This is a genomic window from Ruegeria sp. CH6 (genome assembly GCF_056537005.1).
Genome location: NZ_JBQFQS010000002.1, coordinates 828,219 through 848,676 on the forward strand (window position 1 = coordinate 828,219; position 20,458 = coordinate 848,676).

The 20,458-nt window shown below is 55.5% G+C and carries 20 protein-coding genes and 1 tRNA gene; 9 read left to right on the forward strand and 12 right to left on the reverse strand.

Annotated features, from left to right (window positions below; translation table 11 throughout):
- The first annotated feature begins 1 nt into the window (after position 1).
- Positions 2-427 (forward strand): VOC family protein, encoded by a 426-nt coding sequence (locus tag ACR0CW_RS08400; RefSeq protein ID WP_480787434.1) that lies wholly within the window; start codon positions 2-4, stop codon positions 425-427.
- Here ACR0CW_RS08400 and ACR0CW_RS08405 read toward each other — a convergent pair.
- The 3 genes from ACR0CW_RS08405 to ACR0CW_RS08415 are packed head-to-tail and all read right to left on the reverse strand — an operon-like array spanning position 424 to position 2,209.
- Positions 424-912 carry an N-acetyltransferase family protein gene (locus tag ACR0CW_RS08405; RefSeq protein WP_480787435.1) on the reverse strand — a complete coding sequence of 163 codons (489 nt, stop codon included), beginning with the start codon at positions 910-912 and terminating at the stop codon, positions 424-426. The two genes, ACR0CW_RS08400 and ACR0CW_RS08405, sit on opposite strands and share 4 nt — an antisense overlap.
- Before the next feature lie 2 nt (positions 913-914).
- Positions 915-1,580, reverse strand: coding sequence for an alpha/beta hydrolase (locus ACR0CW_RS08410; protein WP_170333127.1), 666 nt, complete (start codon positions 1,578-1,580; stop codon positions 915-917).
- Positions 1,577-2,209 carry a DNA-3-methyladenine glycosylase family protein gene (locus ACR0CW_RS08415; protein WP_480787436.1) on the reverse strand — a complete coding sequence of 211 codons (633 nt, stop codon included), beginning with the start codon at positions 2,207-2,209 and terminating at the stop codon, positions 1,577-1,579. The genes ACR0CW_RS08410 and ACR0CW_RS08415 overlap by 4 nt, the downstream gene beginning before the upstream one ends.
- Positions 2,210-2,305: 96 nt before the next feature.
- Here ACR0CW_RS08415 and ACR0CW_RS08420 point away from each other — a divergent pair, with 96 nt between their 5' ends.
- On the forward strand, positions 2,306-3,526 hold the full coding sequence (locus tag ACR0CW_RS08420; protein ID WP_170333124.1) for an MFS transporter: 1,221 nt from the start codon (positions 2,306-2,308) through the stop codon (positions 3,524-3,526).
- Here the strand turns inward: ACR0CW_RS08420 and ACR0CW_RS08425 are convergent.
- Positions 3,523-3,939, reverse strand: coding sequence for a MarR family winged helix-turn-helix transcriptional regulator (locus ACR0CW_RS08425; RefSeq protein ID WP_480787437.1), 417 nt, complete (start codon positions 3,937-3,939; stop codon positions 3,523-3,525). The two genes, ACR0CW_RS08420 and ACR0CW_RS08425, sit on opposite strands and share 4 nt — an antisense overlap.
- 93 nt (positions 3,940-4,032) lie before the next feature.
- Here ACR0CW_RS08425 and ACR0CW_RS08430 point away from each other — a divergent pair, with 93 nt between their 5' ends.
- On the forward strand, positions 4,033-4,623 hold the full coding sequence (locus ACR0CW_RS08430) for a YceI family protein (protein WP_480787438.1): 591 nt from the start codon (positions 4,033-4,035) through the stop codon (positions 4,621-4,623).
- On the opposite strand, the gene ACR0CW_RS08435 is transcribed toward ACR0CW_RS08430, so the two are convergent.
- The 3 genes from ACR0CW_RS08435 to cysS all read right to left on the reverse strand — a co-directional run bounded on the left by ACR0CW_RS08435 (position 4,624) and on the right by cysS (position 8,506).
- Positions 4,624-5,400, reverse strand: a complete 777-nt coding sequence (locus ACR0CW_RS08435; RefSeq protein WP_480787439.1) for a squalene/phytoene synthase family protein — start codon at positions 5,398-5,400, stop codon at positions 4,624-4,626.
- A 2-nt stretch (positions 5,401-5,402) separates the two neighbouring features.
- Positions 5,403-7,037 carry a citramalate synthase gene (gene cimA, locus ACR0CW_RS08440; protein ID WP_480787440.1) on the reverse strand — a complete coding sequence of 545 codons (1,635 nt, stop codon included), beginning with the start codon at positions 7,035-7,037 and terminating at the stop codon, positions 5,403-5,405.
- Between the two features lie 71 nt (positions 7,038-7,108).
- A complete protein-coding gene (gene cysS, locus ACR0CW_RS08445) occupies positions 7,109-8,506 on the reverse strand; it encodes a cysteine--tRNA ligase (RefSeq protein ID WP_480787441.1) in 1,398 nt (465 codons plus the stop codon).
- A gap of 216 nt (positions 8,507-8,722) precedes the next feature.
- Between cysS and ACR0CW_RS08450 the strand changes: the two genes are divergently transcribed.
- A complete protein-coding gene (locus ACR0CW_RS08450; RefSeq protein WP_170333114.1) occupies positions 8,723-9,067 on the forward strand; it encodes an MmcQ/YjbR family DNA-binding protein in 345 nt (114 codons plus the stop codon).
- Positions 9,068-9,126: 59 nt separating this feature from the next.
- Positions 9,127-10,314 (forward strand): pyridoxal phosphate-dependent aminotransferase, encoded by a 1,188-nt coding sequence (locus ACR0CW_RS08455; RefSeq protein WP_480787442.1) that lies wholly within the window; start codon positions 9,127-9,129, stop codon positions 10,312-10,314.
- A 6-nt stretch (positions 10,315-10,320) separates the two neighbouring features.
- Here ACR0CW_RS08455 and ACR0CW_RS08460 read toward each other — a convergent pair whose 3' ends face one another.
- Positions 10,321-10,836, reverse strand: a complete 516-nt coding sequence (locus tag ACR0CW_RS08460) for an outer membrane protein (protein WP_480787443.1) — start codon at positions 10,834-10,836, stop codon at positions 10,321-10,323.
- Between the two features lie 439 nt (positions 10,837-11,275).
- Between ACR0CW_RS08460 and ACR0CW_RS08465 the strand changes: the two genes are divergently transcribed.
- The gene (locus ACR0CW_RS08465) at positions 11,276-12,820 is read left to right on the forward strand and encodes a trimethylamine methyltransferase family protein (RefSeq protein ID WP_170333109.1); all 1,545 of its coding nucleotides are present in this window, start codon (positions 11,276-11,278) and stop codon (positions 12,818-12,820) included.
- A gap of 54 nt (positions 12,821-12,874) precedes the next feature.
- Here ACR0CW_RS08465 and ACR0CW_RS08470 read toward each other — a convergent pair whose 3' ends face one another.
- From ACR0CW_RS08470 to ACR0CW_RS08485, 4 genes are all read right to left on the reverse strand, one after another.
- Positions 12,875-13,120, reverse strand: a complete 246-nt coding sequence (locus tag ACR0CW_RS08470; RefSeq protein WP_480787444.1) for an EF-hand domain-containing protein — start codon at positions 13,118-13,120, stop codon at positions 12,875-12,877.
- A 548-nt stretch (positions 13,121-13,668) separates the two neighbouring features.
- Positions 13,669-14,109 (reverse strand): hypothetical protein, encoded by a 441-nt coding sequence (locus ACR0CW_RS08475; protein ID WP_480787445.1) that lies wholly within the window; start codon positions 14,107-14,109, stop codon positions 13,669-13,671.
- Between the two features lies 1 nt (position 14,110).
- The gene (locus ACR0CW_RS08480) at positions 14,111-17,731 is read right to left on the reverse strand and encodes a vitamin B12-dependent ribonucleotide reductase (protein WP_480787446.1); all 3,621 of its coding nucleotides are present in this window, start codon (positions 17,729-17,731) and stop codon (positions 14,111-14,113) included.
- A 253-nt stretch (positions 17,732-17,984) separates the two neighbouring features.
- Positions 17,985-18,167 carry a hypothetical protein gene (locus ACR0CW_RS08485; protein ID WP_480787447.1) on the reverse strand — a complete coding sequence of 61 codons (183 nt, stop codon included), beginning with the start codon at positions 18,165-18,167 and terminating at the stop codon, positions 17,985-17,987.
- Positions 18,168-18,207: 40 nt separating this feature from the next.
- Between ACR0CW_RS08485 and ACR0CW_RS08490 the strand changes: the two genes are divergently transcribed.
- From ACR0CW_RS08490 to ACR0CW_RS08500, 3 genes are all read left to right on the forward strand, one after another.
- Entirely contained in the window at positions 18,208-18,711 is a 504-nt protein-coding gene (locus tag ACR0CW_RS08490) for a hypothetical protein (RefSeq protein WP_480787448.1), read from the forward strand.
- Positions 18,712-18,766: 55 nt separating this feature from the next.
- Positions 18,767-18,841: transfer RNA gene (locus tag ACR0CW_RS08495), tRNA-Val, on the forward strand.
- 124 nt (positions 18,842-18,965) lie between these two features.
- On the forward strand, positions 18,966-20,414 hold the full coding sequence (locus ACR0CW_RS08500; RefSeq protein WP_480787449.1) for an APC family permease: 1,449 nt from the start codon (positions 18,966-18,968) through the stop codon (positions 20,412-20,414).
- The last annotated feature ends 44 nt before the right edge of the window (positions 20,415-20,458 follow it).

The following is a 20,458-nucleotide window of genomic DNA, read 5'->3' on the forward strand; positions in this document are numbered from 1 at the left end:
TATGAAAGTGACGCCGGAGATACCTACCCCCTCCGCCATTCTGGAGGCTGCGTTGTATGTCGATGATCTGGATGCAGCTGAACGGTTTTATGGTGAGATACTGGGGCTGACACGCATTCAGCGTGTTGAGGATCGTCACGTCTTTTACCGCGTTGGCGGCGCTGTCCTGTTATTGTTCAACCCGGAACAAACCGAGCAACCGCCAAACAACCCAGAACTGCCTGTTCCTCCACATGGTGCGCGTGGAGCCGGACATGTTTGTCTGGTTCTGACTAGGGATGAAATTGATGCAATGCGTAAGCACCTGCTCAACTGGAACATCCCGGTCGATGCAGAGTTCGACTGGCCCGGCGGGGCGAAATCACTGTATATTCGTGACCCTGCAGGGAATTCAGTCGAGTTTGCCGAAGGCCATCTCTGGGATTAACGCAAGGTGAAACGCTTGGAAATCCGGTTTACCGGCGTTCCGTCGCGCAGCTGCACACCATACGCGACCGAGTAATCCTGAAATCCCATCTTATCGTAGTAGCTTAAGCCCGATACATTATCGGCCCGGATAGTGGCATTGATCGCGGAAAATCCTAGCGCTGAAGCCACTTTTGAGGTCTCGGAAAACAATGCACGACCCGCGCCTTTCAGAACCGGATCGCGTCGCGTGAAGGTGGCTATATCCACGCAGTCATCAGGCAGCGCATCATGCGCCCCAAGCCATTGAAAACCAGCAACTTCACCCTGATCATCAAGGGCAACATGACAACAGATCTTATCTGTTCCATCAAGATAGCTCTGCGTGAACAGTGGCTCAGAAAATGGGATTTCAAACGCGGTCGTACCGCCGATCGCGATGATCTGATTTAGAATGCGGCAGGCGTCTGCCACATCCTCTCGCATCATCTGGCGAACGGCGATCATTGTTAAAGGCTCAATTTATCGCGCATGAAGGCCAACGCCACGCTCAGACCGTCCGGTGCAATCCCATGGCCCGTGCCTTTCATGACGTGAGCGTAAACTTCCTGGAACCCTGCGCTTTGCAATGCCTCAGCGGCCTCAGGCAAAGACTGGGGCGGCACAACATCATCAGCGTCACCATGCACCAGAAGGACCGGCATCCTACTGACAGTCTCGTCAGGCAGCAAGTCGGGCTCCAGCAGTCGGCCCGAGAAAGCGACGATACCTGCCACAGGATCTTCCCGGCGAGGAGCAACATGCAGGCTCATCATTGTGCCTTGCGAGAATCCGAACAGAACCACCTGCTCTGGCAACACATCCTCGTCCACCATCAGGGCATCGAGGAAAGCGTTGAAATCCTCAACCGCCATTTCCATACCGCGGCGCGCTTCTTCCTCGGACGAACCATCGATCCAGGGGATCGGAAACCACTGGTACCCATTGGGCATACCGGGGATTTGTTCCGGAGCATCTGGTGCCACGAATAATGTGTCCGGCAGATGCTCGCCCAGCGGATCGGCAAGACCCAGCAAGTCGGCCCCGTTGGCACCATAGCCGTGTACGAACACCACGACGGAGCGTGTATCGCCCGAAACCGGCTCTTTTCGGAGCGCATTCAAAACCCGTGTCATCTGATCCCTTCTCGTTCTTTAGCCACCCGGTAATAGGCCCACAAAACCCGCGCCGCAACCGAACGCCAGGGTGACCAGGCTTCGGCCATCAATCGTAATTCCTTGTCCGTCGGACGTTTCGGCAGGTCATAGAGTATGCGTGCAGCCTCCTGCAGGGCCAAATCACCCGGCGCGATCACGTCCGCACGCCCCAGAGAGAACATGGCGTAGATCTCGGCGGTCCAAACACCGATTCCGGGCACTTCGGTCAGGACTGCAACGACTTCCTCATCGGACGCATCCCTCAACGCTGTGTAGTCAATACGGGCTTCGGCCAACGCACGGGCATACCGGATTTTCTGCCTGCTCAGACCCACGGCGCGCAAATCATCATCGGTTGACCACATGATCTTGCGCGGACCCGTCAGCTTCGCGTCCTTAAGGCGTTTCCAGATGGCATTGGCCGAGGCAACACTGACCTGCTGACTGACTATCGCACTCAGTAACTGAGCGAATCCGTCTGGCCGACGCCGCAGAGGCAACGGCCCTGTTTTTTGCATCGCATAAGCCATACGCGGACAGGCCGTTGCCAGCCACTCAGCCCCCTCTTCCACGCATTCTGGCGTTTCTATAATGCGACCAACGGCCATGAGCTCTCCATCTTAGATACACGCCGCACGTTAGGCGGCTTTGCCGCATATGCAACCCGCTTGTAAGTAACGGCTTTCGCCGATACGCATATGCCCATGACAATGACCGCCACCACTCCGCCCAACAACAGACAAGCCAAACGCAACGTCGCCGTTTTGGTAGCTGCGCAATCTATCCTCGGCGCTCAGATGCCGATGATCTTTATCGTGGGTGGACTGGCAGGGCAGTCACTGGCGTCAAACCCCTGCCTTGCAACCCTGCCAATCTCGCTCATCGTCCTGGGGTCGATGCTGGCTGCGACGCCGATTTCGGCGATCATGCAACGTTGGGGTCGCCGGGTCGGATTTCTAGTTGGTGCGACCGCTGGTGCCTGTGGTGGTGTCGTAGGTGCTTATGGCCTGTACCTTGGGTCATTTCCGATATTCCTGTTGGGAAGCCTGCTGACCGGCATCTACATGAGTGCCCATGGGTTCTATCGTTTTGCAGCCGCCGACACCGCTTCGGATGAGTTCCGGCCCAAAGCGATTTCGTATGTCATGGCGGGTGGATTGGCAGCGGCAATCATCGGTCCGCAGATCGTCAAACTGACCGCTGAGTCCTATGTCATTCCGTTTCTCGGCACCTATATCGCCGTTATCGCCGTTAACGTCATAGGATCGGCGCTGTTCTTTTTCCTGGATATTCCAACGCCACCCCGTCCAACAGCGGATACGCCCAAAGGGCGAACACGGTTGGAACTGTTGAAAACACCACGCATCGCTGTCGCCATCATCTGCGCAATGGTCTCTTACGCTTTGATGAACCTTGTCATGACTTCGACGCCGCTGGCTGTTGTCGGGTGTGGCTATACTGCGAATGACGCCGCCGATGTTGTCACAAGTCATGTTCTGGCGATGTATGTGCCCAGCTTCTTCACCGGGCACCTAATCGCGCGTTTTGGTGTTGAAAAGATTGTAGCGCTTGGCCTCGCCATCCTGGCAGGCGCAGGTGTTGTGGCCTTGCAGGGTGTGGATCTCGGAAACTTCTTCGTCGCGCTGATCTTATTGGGCGTTGGATGGAACTTCGGTTTTATTGGCGCAACCAGCATGTTGGCGGCATCGCACGAAGTTCATGAACGTGGTCGGATGCAAGGCCTGAATGACCTTCTGGTGTTTGGCGGCGTGACACTGGCCTCACTCGCCTCGGGCGGATTGATGAACTGCTCTGGCGGTTCGCCGATCGAAGGTTGGACGGCTGTAAATCTGGCAATGATTCCGTTGCTCACGCTGGCAGGTGGCGCGCTACTGTGGCTGACAATGCGCCCACGGACAGTTTAGTCACCAAGTTCGGTTATTGCTGTGAACGCTTTGCTTTGCTGAGCTTCAGCAATACCTTCGTCGATGTGTATCCGGTAGATTTCCCACATCTGCTGACGCAACTTCCGGCCTTTCCCGGTTATCCGCAAAATGCGGCCACGACCGTCACCTGAGACAGCGTGGCGTGTCAGCAAGCCCTCTTCCGCCATACGCGCGACCTGTCTGGAAAAACTTGATTGATCAAATAGCAACTGCTCTTCCAGCTGTTTAGGTCTCAAACCTTCCGGCTTTCGCTCGAGTTCCCACAAGACGTCATACCAGTGCAGGCGCGGATATCCCGACGCCACCAGTGCCTGTTCTGCTCTTGCAAATATCCGCGTGCGCGTTCGGTTCAGTGCGATCCAGGCTGCTTCTCTCTTCTCAAATCCGCTCATCACGCCTCCGCGAGCTTTGTATTTTTTCTTTGTGCATCATTATAGATGCATTTACATCTTTATTTATCAATCACAGCAAATCTGAGAAACACCATGAACCTTTTGCGCGCAACCACTCTAACACTCGCAATGGCCTCACCCGCCGTTGCAGAAACCTATCACTTCGACCAAAGCCATACCGAAGTCCGCTTCTACTACAATCACGCCGGGCTGACCGAACAATCCGGCGAATGGACCGCCCTTACTGGTACCGTAGATTTTGATCCAGAAAACGTTGCTGCAACCAGCGCCGACATCACCATTGATGCCTCAAGCCTCGAAACTGGCTGGGGGCCGCTTAACGATCACCTCAAAAGCAACGACTTCTTCGCGATCGAGGATTTTCCGGAGATTCGATTTGTCTCGACCTCAGCCGTGCAGACGGGTGCAGACACATTGCGCATGATCGGTGACCTGACGATCAAGGATCAGACCAAACCTGCAGCTTTGGATATCGAGCTCAAGTTCATGGGCACCCATCCGCTGGGCGGCTTTTTCGATTATTATCAAGGTGATTGGGTCGGTGTTGAAGCAACAGGGTTGTTGCTACGCAGTGACTATGGCGTTGGCATGTTCGCGCCCGGCACTTCTGACTCGGTAAAGCTCAAGATCTCGGCCGAACTTCGTGAAGGTGGCTGGGAATAACTACCAGCGCCCCGTCGCCGCCTTTGTCATCAGAGACAAGCGGCGACGAATTTCTCCCTGTTCAAGCGCGCCTTGGGCAACCCGCTCAGGCTGTGCGATCACTTTTTTTAAAACCCATTCTGCCTGCCAGCCCGCGTAAAGTGCCGGGCATGCATCCCTTGAAATTGCCGCTCGGTTGGATTGAGCGTTCATCAATCGTTGCAATGCTTTTTGCGCCAACATGCGAACACCATCCGGTGTGCCATCGAGCAAAGGTATACGACCTCGCGCCTCTAGATCGGGGATCGCTCGAAACCAGTTGGCGACACCAACACCGTATCCAAAGTCACGCAGAACCGTTTCATCGGCAGCACCAAGGGCTTGTGCCGAGACAACCATCAACGTTCCGGCACTGTGATCGATATAGCTTTCGAAATGCTCTTCGTCTTCGAACGGATCTCGATAAATATCCCAACGTCTTACGGCCACATATTCATCCAACTGCGCCGCCAAGTGGGGGGATAGCACACGTGACAGTGGTGTGACTACTTCGTGCCTGCGCACGGTCGGCCCCTCGGCAACTTCCTGCAGTGCATCGCGCCACCATTGCAGTCGCATTTCTGCAATCATGGGCTCCTGAGTGACCCAGGGCGCGCGCGCAACCTCGACATTCATCGCATACAAAGGAAACAAAACCGATCGCGTAGCAACCGGGGCAGCCATCGCAGCCAGAAAACGGTCGGGATCAGCGCGATGAACAAGCCCCGCGCAGGCCTTTACATCATCATCGAACTTCACAGTCACTCCGCAGCCGCCGACTGTGTTTTGCAGTCGCGCACCAACTTCCACTGAATCGCCTCAAGCAGTGCTTCAAACGAGGCATCCACTATGTTCGCACTGACGCCGACAGTCGACCAACGCCGGCCCTGCCCGTCTTCGCTGTCGATTATGACCCGCGTGACCGCCTCGGTCCCGCCCTGAGTTATACGCACCTTGAAGTCGACCAGATGCATATCATCCAATATCGGAGAGTATTGCCCCAGATCTTTGGCCAGCGCCTTGGACAACGCGTTTACCGGACCACGGTCACCGCCGGAATCGTCAAGTGACTCACTGACGGACAGTTTCTTTTCTCCGTCAACTTTGACCACAACAACAGCCTCGGACAGGCTGACCATCTTGTTGTACTTGTTCTTGCGCCGTTCGACGGTGACTTTGTAGCGTTTGACCTCGAAGAACTGTGGCAACTGCCCCAGTTCATCTCGCGCCAGCAGCTCGAAACTGGCTTGAGCGGTATCGTAGGAATAGCCTTTAGCCTCGCGCTGCTTGATCCGCTCCAGAATACGTCCCAACGCCGGATCACCCGCCTCGACAGTCAGGCCCGCTTCACTCAGACGACGGCGCAGGTTGGACTGCCCTGCCTGATTGGACATCGGGATGATGCGCGTATTGCCGACAGTGGCCGGATCTACATGCTCATACGTCGTCGGATCCTTGAGGATCGCACTGGCATGCAGGCCAGCTTTGTGGGCAAAGGCCGATGCTCCTACATAAGCAGATTGCTTGCTGGGCACCCTGTTAAGAATGTCATCCAGCATCCGGCTGGTCCGCGTCAGACCAACCAGCGCTTCACGGCTGACCCCGATGTCAAACTGTGATGCGTACGGTTCTTTGAGCAACAATGTCGGGATCAAAGCGGTCAGATTGGCATTACCGCAACGCTCGCCCAACCCGTTCAATGTTCCCTGAATCTGACGCGCCCCTGCATCAACGGCAGCCAGAGAGCAGGCGACCGCATTTTCGGTATCGTTGTGGGTGTGAATGCCCAACCGTTCCCCCGGCAAACCTGCAGCGATCAGTTCAGAGACAATCTTGCTCACTTCTGAAGGTAGCGCACCGCCATTGGTATCGCACAGCACCACCCACCTTGCGCCAGCCTCCAACGCAGCCTGACACACTTCGGTCGCATAGGCCGGATTGTCCTTGTAGCCATCAAAGAAATGCTCGGCATCGAACAGCGCCTCGCGCCCTTGCGCCACGATATGTGCGACCGATGCCCGAACGTTTTCCGTGTTTTCCTCAAGCGTAATGCCAAGCGCTTGGGTCACGTGGTAGTCGTGCGATTTGCCCACCAGACACACCGCCTGCGTTCCGGCATTCATCACAGCTGCCAGAACATCATCATTGTCTGCTGACCGGCCTGATCGTTTGGTCATACCAAATGCGGTCAGCGTGGCTGAGGTTTTAGGAGCCGCATCGAAAAACGCACTGTCCGTGGGGTTTGCACCGGGCCAACCGCCTTCGATGTAATCAACCCCCAATTCATCCAGAGCCTGCGTAATCTGGACCTTTTCCGCAGTCGAGAACTGGACACCCTGCGTCTGTTGTCCGTCACGCAAGGTGGTGTCGTAGAGGTAGAGGCGTTCTTTAGTCATTGCTTGCTCCCGCTGGCCCTCAGTCATCAATTACGCCTGCTTGTCGCAACAGGAATGATTTGGATCAGCCATCAGACATTCTCCAACTTTGCCGCATCAAAGCCCGCTCCGGGCACCAATTCCACACCGTCTTTGCTCATGCGCACTTCCAGACCTGCAGCCAGATACGCGGCCTTTAGCCGGTCTACTTCCGAGAAGTCTTTGTTTTGCATAGCAACAGCGCGTGCGTCGGCAAGTTTGGTTGCGTGAGCAGACAAGTCCAATGACGCGGTATCTGCCCAGCTTCCGATTTCATCAGTCAGTAACCCCAACACCTGAGCGCTGGCCAACAAGCTCTCCGCATCTCCATCCGCTGCCAAACGGTGCAGTTCGGTCAAGGCGCCCGCAGTATTCAGGTCATCACTTAATGCTGCAACAACCGAAGGTGCAGCGCTGGTGGCGGGCTCGATGCCCGCGGTCATCGCGCGCCACTTGCGCAGCGTCGTCTCGGCCTCGCGGGCCTTTTTCTCAGTCCAGTCCATCGGCTTGCGGTAATGGGTCTGCAAGAAGACAAAGCGGATCACCTCGCCCGGCACGCCCTGTTCCAACAAGTCATGCACGGTGAAGAAGTTGCCCAGTGATTTGGACATCTTCTTGCCTTCTACCTGCAGCATCTCGTTATGCAGCCAGTACCGAGCGAACTCCCCCTCGGGGTGCGCGCAGCAGCTCTGGGCGATCTCGTTCTCATGATGTGGGAACATCAGGTCGTTGCCACCGCCATGGATGTCAAAACTCGCTCCCAGCAGCTCATAACTCATGGCCGAGCACTCGATATGCCAACCTGGACGTCCACGACCCCACGGGCTGTCCCAACCCGGCAGATCGTCAGTCGAGGGCTTCCACAGTACGAAGTCCATCGGGTTCTTCTTGTAAGGCGCTACCTCGACCCGAGCGCCTGCGATCATGTCATCAACAGAACGGCCTGACAGCTTGCCATAGTCTTTTTTCCACGTGTCTACGGCAAACAGGACATGGCCATCGGCAGCGTAGGCATGACCTTTCGCGATCAGATCCTCGATCATTGCAATCATCTGCGCGATGTATTCGGTCGCACGCGGCATCTCATTGGGCTCCATCGCACCCAGTGCACCCATATCATGCAGATACCAGCCGATGGTTTCGTCCGAACGCTCCTGCACCAACTGCTCCAACGACCCTTCCGCACCGGCCTTTTTACGCGACAGCGCCGTGGCGTTGATTTTGTCGTCCACGTCCGTGAAATTGCGCACATAGGTCACGTTATCTGTGCCATATACGTGACGCAGCAACCGATAGAGCACGTCGAATACAACGACTGGTCGGGCGTTTCCCAGATGTGCCCGGTCATAGACGGTAGGCCCACAGACATACATCCGCACATTTGCTGGATCGATCGGCACGAAATCCTCTTTCGTCCGCGTCCGTGTGTTGTGCAGTTTGATCGTCGTCATCGGTCGGCTCCTAAGAACAGCATAGCTTCTCGCGTTGGCGCGGGCTTAGCAACTTGTCTCAGGGATGAAAACGAAAGAAACCGGCCCGCTTGATTAATCAGCAGGTAATGCAGCAGATAATGATGCAGGTCATCGGGTTCATAGTGTTCGAATATCACGTGATTTTGCCTGAGCCAAGCCTTGAGTTTCGCTGATTGCACCGGCAACCTGCCTTTCATGAGCCGAGAGTACGTGAACTCCATTTGCGAAGACCTGCCTGGGGCCGAACTGTCCGACCCCTGGGGTGGCGGACATGATGCGTGGAAAGTGGGCGGCAAGATGTTTGCCTGCGTCGGATCAGTGGGGGATGGGGTTTCTGTAAAGACGCCGGATATCGAAACGGCTCAGATGCTGATCGACGCGGGTGTCGGCACCAAAGCCCCCTATTTTCATCGCAGCTGGATTCGGCTGCCATGGGATACCGAAGCCGAGGAGATGCGCCACCGGCTGACCGCGTCTTATGATATCGTACGCGCCTCGCTCACGAAAAAATTGCAGGCGACACTACCGGCGCGAAGTTGATTGACAAATCACCGGCGCTCTGTCCCATTCGGCCTGAATTGCTGCAAGGGAGGCGCGCAATGAAACTGTCGCATCGTATCACGCATTTAACCGGCGGCGGATCTGACGGCTGGGATGTGTTTTATCGTGCGCGCCGGATGATCGCAGAAGGTCATGCCGTGACTGAGCTGACGATTGGTGAACATGACATTCGCACCGATGCGACGATTCTGGCTGAAATGGATCGCTCTGCCCGCGACGGGCATACTGGATATGCCATGGTTCCCGGCACAGATCTGCTGCGCGATACAGTCGCCGCTCGGGTACAAAACCGTACCGGGGTACCCACGACGCGACACAACGTGCTGATCACACCTGGTGGCCAGTCTGCACTGTTCGCGGCTCATACAGCAGTTTGTGACCCGGATGATGTGGGCCTTTATCTTGACCCCTATTATGCGACCTACCCCGGCACCATTCGTGGAGCGGGCGCGATTGCAAAAGCGGTGCAAACCCGCGCTGAAGATGCATTTCAGCCACGTGCCGATATGATTGAACCACTCGTTGAGGGCGCTGTTTCGCTGCTGATCAACACACCGAACAACCCAACAGGTGTTGTGTATTCCCGCGAAACGCTGAACGAAATTGCTGATCTCTGCCAGCGACGCGATCTCTGGCTGATCTCGGACGAGGTCTACGATACGCAGGTATGGGAAGGTGAGCACCTGTCACCACGCGCCCTGCCCGGCATGGCCGAACGTACGCTTGTTGTCGGGTCCATGTCCAAATCCCACGCGATGACCGGCTCTCGTTGCGGCTGGATTGTTGGTCCTGAAGAAGTTGTTCAGCATCTGATCAACTTGGCCACACACACCACTTATGGGGTTCCAGGCTTTATCCAGGATGCCGCGAGCTATGCTTTGACAGCGGGTGATGGTCTGGAGGAAGAGGTCGCAGCGCCGTTCCGCCGCAGACGCTCTTTGGCCATGCAGGTTCTGAGTGGACAAAACACAGTAGGCCTCGTTCCTGCACAGGGTGCGATGTACCTGATGCTGGATATAAGAGCGACCGGAATGAGCGGCGAGGCGTTTGCAAATGCCCTACTCGATACCCACGCCATTGCTGTCATGCCAGGCGAGAGTTTTGGCACCGCCGCAGCGGGCCATATTCGCGTTGCTATGACAATTGACGATGACAGGTTTGCTGCTGCGCTACAGACTGTGTGTAATTTTGCATCCAAGCTCGCAGGTCAGCACGCCGCCGAATAGACGTGATCAGAACCGGAATGTCGTGCGCAAGTTAAAGGTGTTTGCGTCGATATCACCATTCGAGCGAGTCACATCGCTGAAGTTCTGCCTCAGAGCTTCGCCGCTGATCACAAAGTTCTCGCCAATGGGATATGCGACGCCGATACCATAGACAGCTGCGGTATCACTGTCATTCGATGTATCGGCACGAGCGGCACCAACCACGACATAACCAAGCGCAGGACCGAAATCATACCCGCCACGCAGCTTCAGGCGCGTGACGCCGTCCAGACTGCCCTCAGAACCCAAGCTCAGTTTCAATGGATCATATTCAAGCTCGCCACCCAGTACGAAATCACCAAAATCGTAATCGTACCCGATGTGAGGGCCAAAGGTGGTGTCGTTTCCGCTGGATCCGTTCGGGCCATCGGCATCTGTGTAACCAAAGCTGAATCCCGCATAGGCGCCCGTCCAATCTTCGGCAAAAGCGGGTGCGGTGCCGACAAGCAGCAACGCAGCAATCATGGCCGTCAATCGTTTCATACGCCTCTCCAAGTACTTCGCATCAGACCCGTCTGAGGCCCTAAGTGCGACTACCGCTTTGGCACGGATATGGGGGCTTAAACCCTCAATTCAATTCACAATTCACTTTCACTAAGTGAAGATAGTTTAACAGATTTCTCTCAAAACGGGAAAAAAACTTCAGGTATTCATTTTAGTTACGCAAGCTTGGTCGCTTTCGCTGATCCGGTCTTAAATCAGGTTTCTCAAAAACAGGTCGTAAACAGGATAGATCGCGTCGGTATGCGGTGCCATACACAACCTGTGAACAACCGAGGGCCGGAATGCGCGGCGAATATTGGAAAATCCGTCTGGTAAGCCGTACAATCGGCGCAGATCGCGGGCGTGCTGCGCGTGGTCGGCCGTAATCCTATTGAGATAGCCAATCCCAAACTAGCTCAATAACATTCGGAACACTCACATGAACGATCAATCCCGTAGCTCTTCTCGTAGCGGCGGACGCTCTGCCCGTCGTGCAGCGCGTGCAGCCGCCCTGCCCGACCACCTGCGCCCTGTGCGCCCAGGCATGGAAGGTGGCACATACAAACCTCTCAGCCAGCAGGATATGGAGCGTATACACAACGCCGCCCTGACAGCACTTGAGACGATCGGCCTTGCCGATGCACCGCAAAGCGGCATCGACTATCTAGTCGGCGCAGGCTGTATTCTCGGGGATGACGGTCGTATCCGCTTCCCGCGCGCATTGGTCGAGGACATGCTGGCCAAAGCAAATCGTTCGGTCACGCTTTATAGCCGTGATGGCAAAACTGACCTCGAGCTTTCGGGCAACCGCGTCCACTATGGAACCGCTGGCGCTGCAGTACACATGGTCGATGTGCATGGTCGCGAGTACCGTGATTCAACGGTTCAGGACCTGCACGACGCATCCCGTATCTGCGATAGTCTGGACAATATCCATTTCGTTCAGCGTCCGATGGTTTGCCGTGACATTTTGGACAACCGCGAGATGGATCTGAACACCATCTATGCTTGCTGTTCGGGTACGTTCAAACATATCGGTACATCGTTCACCGATCCCAGCTATGTCGCTCCGGCGGTGGAAATGCTGCACATGATCGCTGGCGGTGAAGACAAGTGGCGCGAACGTCCATTTGTGTCGAACTCCAACTGCTTTGTCGTTCCACCAATGAAATTCGCAACTGAAAGCTGCGAAGTTATGGAGGAATGCATCAAGGCCGGCATGCCCGTTCTGCTGCTTTCTGCAGGTATGGCGGGTGCAACCGCGCCGTCTACAATCGCCGGAGCAATCACTCAGGCAACCGCGGAATGCCTGGCAGGTTTGGTTTATGTAAATGCCGTAAAGCCCGGTGCCCCCGCGATTTTTGGCACTTGGCCCTTTGGTCTGGACCTGCGTACCGGGGCGATGTCGGTAGGTTCCGGTGAACAAGCGCTCTTGAGCGCTGGTTGCGCTCAGATGCATAAGTTCTACGGTCTGCCAGGCGGTGCAGCTGCAGGCGCATCCGATGCAAAACTCCCCGATATGCAGGCTGGCTGGGAACAGATGTGTTCGAACGTCATGGCCGGTCTGTCAGGTCTGAACATGGTGTATGAAGCGGCAGGCATGCATTCATCCCTGCTGGGATTCTGTTTCGAAAGCCTCATTCTCAGCGACGATCTGATTGGTCAGGCACTTCGTTGTGTTCGGGGGATCGAAGTAAACGACGACACACTGGCGCTGGATCAAATCGCCGAAGTTTGCCTTGGCGGACCCGGTCATTATCTGGGCACTGATGCCACTCTTGGCCGTATGCAGGTGGATTATGTGTATCCAACACTCGGCGATCGGACATCACCGAAAGAGTGGTCTGAACTGGGCAAACCGGATCTCATTGAAAAAGCAATCGCCCGCAAGGAAGAAATCCTTGCAACGCCGTCACAGGCGCGATTTGACCCGCTGCTGGATGCAGAACTTCGGAGCAAGTTCAACATTCACTTGCCGCAATAACCCATTGAAAACAGGCGGCCCGAAAGAATCGGGCCGCCTTGCCTAAGCCTGTATTTAGCCGTTTGTTGCCGGCAGCAGGCCTGCCTCCTGAGCGGCCGCTATCTCAGCCTGATCAAGCGCACCGTCGCCATTGGTATCCAATGTCGAGAAGCCATCAGCATCCATATCTGGCAGAACAGCTTGCACTTCTTCGATGGTCAGAACGCCGTCTCCGTTGGCGTCTGCACTCGACTGTGCCAGGGCAAGGGCCGGAAATCCAACTGCAAATGCGGCGAGTACGGCCAATTTCTGCGGTTTCATCGTGATATCTCCTCGTAGGGGTTTTGAGTGGTAGTCCATCCGGACAGGCACCAGAAACACCCTTTAAGAGACGGCTGTCATCGCTAGGTCGGAAAATCCTGTGATTCGCGCCAAAGCCCGCCCGTTTACTGCTGGATGCAGTGCGGCCTCTTGCTGGCCCAAATCGCAGAATCACGATTCGGCAAATCTCCCCCTACGACCAAAGCGCGATCTGGCAGGCCACCGCTCAATCAGGCGACTCACCGTGGCAAAAAGAAAGGGGGCCGAAGCCCCCTGTCAGTTTCGCCATCCAGGCTCATTTCGTTGACCGCCCGGTGTTTTTTTGCCTGCGGCCTGGACGTCGCCTGGGACGAGCGCACCCGTCCCGTGAGAGAGTGGGAAGGACTGATATTCCGCCCCACCCTGTTCCCGGCCAACACGGGCATGTCGACCGAGTGGAACAAGGCGCCTTTGGTAAATCTCAGGCTTTGCCTTGCTCCGTATTCGTCGGGACCGGTTACTATGGCAGCTTCCGGCCCCTACACCCCGGGTTGCCGGGGCGTTATTTGTTAAGCCTCTGTCTGACCTACGTTCAAAGAACCCAAAAAAAATCCTGAAACATCGGAGAGGCATCCACGCCAAATAACCCCATTACCGCTCGGTATCGGTTGACTGCTAGAGTCGAAGAAGCGCGCGTTTTCCATATGAAAGTACTTCTTTACACCCTCTGACTTTTCCGTTCTTTTTTCACGTTCTTCTTTGCGCAACTTTTCAAGCTCTTTAAAAAGGATCGGAATGCGGCCTTCTTGGGCCTGACAACGAGCATATTGCTCGAAAGTGATCAGATCTCCGCTGACCAAGAACCCATTCATCAGAACGGTTGCTGGGATGCTGGCACCTCTTTCTCTGCTTTCTTGGTCTTCCAGAACTTGTATCAGCAAGTCCAAGATAGGGTCTTTTGCTACCTCATCGTTCTGACGTTCTAGTTCGTCTTTCGTATCCAAACCCATCTCAGCTACACCCACTCGTTGCGCCGCAGGTGTTGCATTTCATGCAGGTGCCGTTGCGCACCAGCGTGTAGTTTCCGCACTCGCCACAGGGATCACCCTCGTACCCTTGCATCTTGGCCTTGGTACGGGCGTCCATACCCGTGGCGACGGCAGTTTCCGCAACCGGAGCCTCGAATTGTGCGACGGGTTCCGCCATGCCGTTTACCTCGGGTTGACCGCCGTTGAACACCACCAGATCCTGCGGCAGACGCTTGCGAAGATAGCCGGTTGAACTGATTTGCTTCAGTACTTCCAAGGACTTGGAGGCCGCGCTGTCGCTGATTTCCGAGACATTCGACAGACCATCTTCTTCACCGCGCCCCAGATCGTCGAAGGTCGCACCCTCGGGTTTCACGTGGGCCAGATCGGTGCGGTCCAGATAGGACACGGCCAATTCGCGGAAGATATAGTCTAGGATCGACGTCGCATTCTTGATCGAGTCGTTGCCCTGCACCATCCCTGCCGGTTCGAATTTGGTAAAGGTGAAGGCGTCCACGAACTCTTCCAGCGGTACACCGTATTGCAGGCCAACCGACACGGCGATGGCAAAATTGTTCATCATCGCCCGGAAGCCAGCGCCTTCCTTGTGCATGTCGATGAAGATCTCGCCCAGCTTGCCGTCTTCGAACTCACCGGTCCGCAGGTAAACCTTGTGGCCGCCTACGATTGCCTTTTGGGTATAACCTTTGCGGCGATGCGGTAGTTTCTCGCGATGGCTGCGGATCATTTCCTTGACCACAACCTTCTCGATCACTTTCTCGGCCAGAACGACGGCTTTTTCCTGCGTCGAACCGCTTTCCAGCACTTCCGCTGCTTCGTCATCATCTTCGACCAGCGCCGCGGCCAGAGGCTGCGACAGTTTCGAGCCATCACGATAGAGCGCATTGGCCTTCACACCCAGGGACCAGCTGAGTTCATACGCCTTCTGACAGTCCTCAATGGTTGCGTCATTCGGCATGTTGATCGTCTTCGAGATCGCGCCCGAGATGAAGCTTTGCGCCGCGGCCATCATAGTGATGTGGCTATCAACTCCAAGGAAACGCTTACCTTTCTTACCGCACGGGTTGGCGCAGTCGAAGATCGAATAGTGCTCTTCCTTCAAGTGCGGCGCACCTTCCAGCGTCATGGTCCCGCAGACATGGTCGTTCGCCGCGTCGATATCCGCCTTGGTAAAGCCCAGATGACGCAGCAGGTCGAAAGTCGGGTCATTCAGCTTGGTCGCCGGGATACCCAGAACGCCGGTGCAGAAGTCCTCACCCAGCGTCCACTGGTTGAAGACAAACCGGATGTCGAAGGCACTTTCCAGCGCGGCGTCCACCTTTGCCAGTTCGTTCGGGCCAAAGCCGTGACCGGTCAACGAGGTGTGGTTGATCCCCGGCGCGTTGCCGATGGTGCCGTGACCGACCGCGTAACCTACGATCTCTTCGATCTGAGACGAGGAATAGCCCAGCTTTTCCAGCGCCGAAGGCACCGAGCGGTTGATGATCTTGAAGTAACCGCCTCCGGCCAGTTTCTTGAACTTGACCAGAGCAAAGTCCGGCTCGATCCCAGTGGTATCACAGTCCATTACCAGACCAATGGTACCGGTTGGTGCGATCACGGTGGCCTGCGCGTTGCGGTAACCGTTTTTCTCGCCGAGGCTCAGCGCCTCATCCCAAGCGGACATGGCCAGATCGATCAGACGCTTGTCCGGGCAATTGTCGTGGTCCAGCGGCACCGGCTTAACAGCCAGTTTTTCATAACCCTCGGTCACTCCTTGTGACGCACGGCGGTGGTTGCGGATGACGCGCAGCATGTGGTCTGCGTTACGCTCATACCCTTTGAACGGGCCAAGTTCGCCTGCAATCTCCGCCGAGGTCGCATAGGCGACACCGGTCATAATCGCAGTCAGTGCGCCGCAGATCGAACGCCCCTCATCCGAGTCATAGCTGTAACCCATGTTCATCAACAGGCCGCCAATATTGGCGTAGCCCAGACCCAATGTGCGGAAATCATAGGACAGCTGCGCGATTTCCTTCGACGGGAATTGCGCCATGGTCACCGAGATTTCCAATGTCAGGGTCCACAGACGCGAAGCGTGCATATAGTCCGCCGCCTGGAACTCACCATCCTTCAGGAAGGTCAGCAGGTTCATCGAAGCAAGGTTACAGGCCGTGTCATCGAGGAACATGTATTCCGAGCACGGGTTCGAGCCGCGAATCTCGCCGTCTGCGGGGCAAGTGTGCCATTCGTTCACAGTGTCGTGGAACTGGATGCCCGGATCGGCACAGGCCCATGCGGCGTGGCCGACCTTTTCCCATAGATCACGCGCCTTGACGGTGCGAGCGACCTTGCCATCTGTCCGGTTGATCAGTTCCCAATCCGCGTCTTTTTCAACAGCCGTCAGGAACGCGTTGGTTACGCGGATCGAGTTGTTCGAGTTCTGGCCCGAGACCGAGCTGTAGGCTTCTGAGTCCCAGTCCGTGTCGTAGGTCGGGAACTCGATACTGTCGTGACCCTGCCTAGCGTAATCGAGAACACGCTTGATGTAAGTCTCTGGGATCGCGACTTTTTTGGCTTCGCGAACTGCCTTCTTCAGACTGTCGTTCTTATTGGGTTCATACGCATCATCCTGCGCGCCGTCCCAGCTGCGGATGGCCTCGAAAATGCCGTTCAGCATCTTCTCGTGCATCTTTGATCCGGCAACGATCGAGGCCACCTTCTGCTCTTCGATCACCTTCCATTCGATGAATTGCTCGATGTCCGGGTGATCTGCATCGACGATCACCATCTTTGCTGCTCGACGGGTTGTTCCGCCTGATTTGATCGCGCCAGCGGCGCGGTCGCCGATCTTGAGAAAGCCCATGAGGCCCGAGGACTTGCCGCCACCCGACAGCGCTTCACCTTCTGCACGCAGATGGCTGAAGTTGGTCCCGGTACCAGAGCCGTATTTGAACAGGCGCGCCTCGCGCACCCACAGATCCATGATGCCGCCTTCGTTCACCAGATCATCATCGACCGACTGGATGAAGCACGCATGCGGCTGCGGATGTTCGTAAGCGGATTTCGATTTGGTCAGTTTGCCGGTTTTGTAATCGACGTAGTGGTGCCCTTGCGCCGGGCCATCGATTCCATATGCCCAATGCAGACCGGTATTGAACCATTGCGGCGAGTTCGGCGCGGCGCGCTGGGTCGCCAGCATATAGCGCATCTCGTCAAAATAGGCGCGCGCGTCATCTTCGGTCGAGAAATAACCACCCTTCCAGCCCCAGTAAGCCCAAGCACCCGCCAAACGGTCGAACACTTGCTTGGAAGAGGTCTCACCATCGAACTCCGCGCCATCAGCCGGAACCGAGCGCCACAGGAATTCGGGGACGTCTTTCTCTTTTACTTTTTTCAGCTTGGATGGAACGCCCGCTTTGCGGAAGTATTTCTGGGCGATGACGTCGCTGGCTACCTGACTCCAGCTGGAAGGCACCTCAATGTTGTCCAGCCGAAATACGATTGTCCCGTCGGGATTGCGGATTTCCGAGGTGGCTGACACAAAATCGAGCTCTGCATATGCATCCCGCCCCGGTTTGGTAAATTTTCTTTCAATCTTCATGTCCGCCGCCCTAGCTTCAATCAACCCAATTTCGGTTACTGGCACCAAATCACTTCAGGCAGGGTGCCGCCTGCCGCCAAAATTCTGGGCATAGGTGACCGGTCGCTGCTGCTCACAGCGCGGAACCGACCAAACGGTTGCACATTAGTGTGGTGTGCTTTCCGACCCTCGCCCGCTGCCATCTCTGATTTTATACCAGATTTAGTGGCAATCTATTCGGCCTCCACAATTTGACGTATACACCCATAGTAGGTCAACGCCATTTTTTGGTCATTTTTGAAATCTTTTTAGTTGACCAAATCTGGCAGCCGCACACCCAAGGGTCTTCCACCGATTCCTCCACAGGCTGGCATCTGGCAAAAACCTGCCACTCACCGGTGGGCTCAGATTGATTTGCTGTTTTTCTCGGCACAGTTACCGGGAAATCATCATCCATCACCCTGTTAACGACCTTGTCAGAGAATCATCGTCGCGAAATGACTGAGTCTGGCATAAGGTGTTATGAGAGGCAGATTTTAGTGGAGTTCGTGTTGAGCATGTTGTCGTTGCGTCTACTTCCCATTCTAGCCATTTTCGTGGCCTGCTCACCACAGGAACAACCCGTTTCGTCGCGCAGCGCCCAGTTCGGCGAATATCCAAAACGATTGTTCGATACCTTCAAAGTCAGCTGCGATGGACCGGGAGAAAACTTCGCACAAGTCAGTGCTGGTGTATTCGAGTGTCGGGAAACTTTGCCACCTGACGCCACAGCTTTTCTGATTCTCAATTACGATGGCTTCCCACAAAAATTGCCCCAGAGCGTTCGACGCATGTCCTCAGAAAAAAACTCTCAGGGGTATCGTGTCGACGCGGATTTGTACTTCCTGATCCCTCAGCAAAACGGATCGACGGTAAAGGTTCCGGTGGAAAGTGAGGCATTGGATCAGGAACTGACCTCGCTGTTCCGATTCTTTGGTGGAACCCCTGTGGTGAAGGGCTGAATTGTGACGTTCGCGCTTGCGACTTCATATGACCCGCACTAAGACCCAAAGGCGCGGGTGATTAGCTCAGTGGTAGAGCGCTTCGTTCACATCGAAGATGTCAGGAGTTCAAATCTCTTATCACCCACCATCCAACTTTTGAGTTCTACGATATCTGTCGCTCAATGCCGGAAAAGCTTGTCAGAAAGCAAATCGGCTGATTATCCTGATTCTAACAGACGTTAGCGAACCCGGATAGCAGCAGAAGGTAGCGCATGGCCAAACTGAAAAGGGATATTGGCCTTGTTGGTCTGACCTTTATTTCCGTCGGCGGTATCATCGGTTCCGGTTGGCTGTTCGGGCCACTGCTGGCGGTTCAACACGCTGGTCCTGCTGCAATCCTGTCATGGATCATCGGCGCGGTAGCCATGTTTATACTGGCCATCACCTTTGCCGAAATCTCTGCCATGTTACCGATACCCGGCGGCATAGCCCGAGTGCCTCAGTTTTCGCACGGAAACATCGTTTCGATGGCAATGGGCTGGACCGCCTGGATCGGTTACAACACAACTGCGCCAATCGAAGTAGAGGCGATGCTCAAGTATCTCGCCCCCTATGCTCCTTGGCTGCACGCCGCAGATTCGGGCGATCTGACCGGTGCAGGGATCGCCGTTGCATTATTCTTCATGCTTTTCTTCGTCGCAATCAACGCACTGGGAGTTAAATTCTTTGCTCATGTGAATGCAGTGCTTACCTGGGCGAAAGTAGCCATTCCAATTCTTCTTTCAGCACTGCTAATCGCCAACCGTTTCAACGTTGAGAATTTCACAACACCCGGTGGGTTCGCCCCATACGGTGTAAAAGGGATCATGGCCGCGGTATCGACCGGGGGCGTGATCTTTTCATTCATCGGGTTTCGTCACGTAGTGGACATGGCTGGTGAAGTAAAGAACCCCAAATTCGCCATCCCTGCCGCCCTCATTCTGTCAATTATCCTATGTGCCGCGATCTATCTGGGTCTTCAGATCGCATTCATCGGGGCTCTCGACCCCTCGATGCTCAGCAATGGCTGGGCAAAGCTGGATTTTGGTGCTCAGGGACCCCTGGATGGAATTATAATGTCCGTCGGAATTCTCTGGTTTCTCAGCCTTCTCAACATTGGATCCGTGATCGGACCGTTTGGCAACGGATTGGTTGCGACAGGTTCTAACGCACGCATTGCGTTGGCTTTGTCCCAGAATGGCTTCCTGCCAAAAAGGCTGCAGATTCTGTCATCATTCGGCGTACCACTCTGGGCATTGGCGCTGAATTTTCTGATCGGCATTCTCTTTCTGCTCACCGTACCCTTTACCACCGTCATTGCCCTAAACGGTGCAGCAATCGTTCTGTCGTTCGCAGTCGGGCCAATCGCTGTCGTTTGCCTGCGCGACCTGCTTCCCGATCACCCACGCTCGGTTCGGGTGCCGGCGGTGAAACTGGTCGGCATGGCAGCCTTCGCAATCGCCACGCTAATTGTCTACTGGAGCGGTTGGGACACGGTCTGGAGATTGGGAATTGCGCTGATCATCGGAATGGTGCTTCTGCTGATCAGGTTTCACGGTCGACTTGATGAAATGGATGTAACCGAAGCGCTCTGGCTGGTGCCCTACTTCGCAGGCATCGGCCTGATTTCCTACTTAGAGCGCGTCTGGCTTTATCAGATTCAGTCTTCCCCAGTTTTCTGATCCGTGATTCCATATCTTTGAGCAGATATGGAGGTAGCAGATGG